Source organism: Marinobacter sp. C7, from assembly GCF_022343555.1.
Classification (GTDB): domain Bacteria; phylum Pseudomonadota; class Gammaproteobacteria; order Pseudomonadales; family Oleiphilaceae; genus Marinobacter.
This window is the reverse complement of the sequence record NZ_JAKQZH010000030.1, coordinates 1-689: the sequence shown is the minus strand read 5'-3', so window position 1 is coordinate 689 and position 689 is coordinate 1. Positions and strand designations below refer to the sequence as shown.

Below are 689 nucleotides of genomic sequence, written 5' to 3'. Positions count from 1 at the left end.
AGGTGAGCCGGCGGCGCCTGCCACACGGAAAGGGCCATCGGCAGCGAGAATAGTGCCGCAAACATAGCCTGCATCAGGCTCAGCACGGCTGGATGATCGCTGGTCGAATTCTGCTTCATCGCGATCGCCGCCAGCGCATAGATGACCGGGGCGAGAAGGCCGGCGGCAATCGCAAGCGGGGCGACCGGCGGGCCGGCAAGCCCGGTACCGCGCGTGAGGACGATGATGGCGGAGCCGGCAAACGCCAGCACAATCGCCGCGACCAGATGACGTCCGGGACGTTCTTTCAAAAGCAGCGTGCCGAGCACAGCCATGTAGATCGGGCTGGTCATGGCGAGCGCCAGCGCCATCACCAGCGGCATGCCGGCAAGCCCGTAGAAGAAGCTGCTGGCCGTCGCTGCCGCCAGGAAGCCGCGCAGCGCATGCGCCCTCAGGTATCCGCGTTTCGGCCACTGCCGCACGTAAAGCGCCACGAACAGCGCCAGAAACAGCGAGGCGACGGTGTAGCGCAGGAAAACGACCTGAAAGCTCGAGAGCTCCGCGCCCAGCGCCTTGGCGAGCGCGTCGACGCCGGAAAGCGTTGCGACCGCGGCGACACACAGCCCGATACCCGATGAACGGCTCAATGCCACCATGATGACTGCCTCTCCCCGAAACTAGCTTCCGGCGATAGCGGCGGGCGTGCCGCG

1 protein-coding gene is annotated in these 689 nt (G+C 66.3%); it reads right to left on the bottom strand.

The window, feature by feature from the left end; all coding sequences use genetic code 11:
- Positions 1 to 635 (bottom strand): DMT family transporter (locus tag MD273_RS18530; protein WP_239039253.1); only part of this gene is annotated, 635 nt, incomplete at its 3' end.
- Between the last annotated feature and the right edge of the window lie 54 nt (positions 636 to 689).